We start from the raw sequence: 279 nt of genomic DNA, 5'->3' as shown, positions 1-279 counted from the left end.
GACTTCGACTGGATTCGCCGCGCACTCATGTTCGAGCCGCGGGGCCACGACCTCATGTCAGGCGCGATTCTCTATCCCTCCACGCGCGACGATTGCGATATCGCCGTCCTCTTCATCGAAACCACAGGATGTCTTCCCATGTGCGGCCACGGCACCATTGGCGCCGTGACTATGGCGTTGGAGCAGGGGCTGGTAAGCGCGCGGGAACCGGGTCTGATCTCTCTCGATACTCCGGCCGGCATCGTCAAGGCGTACTATAAGCGCGAGGGACGCCATATC

The 279-nt window shown here is 61.6% G+C and carries 1 protein-coding gene; it reads left to right on the top strand.

Annotated features, from left to right (window positions below):
• A partial coding sequence (locus L9G74_RS20335; RefSeq protein ID WP_238898584.1) for a proline racemase family protein occupies nt 1-279 on the top strand: 279 nt, incomplete at both ends.

The sequence above is a fragment of the Shewanella electrica genome, from assembly GCF_022321485.1.
Taxonomy (GTDB): Bacteria; Pseudomonadota; Gammaproteobacteria; order Enterobacterales; family Shewanellaceae; genus Shewanella; species Shewanella electrica.
This window is presented reverse-complemented; position numbering and strand designations above follow the sequence as displayed.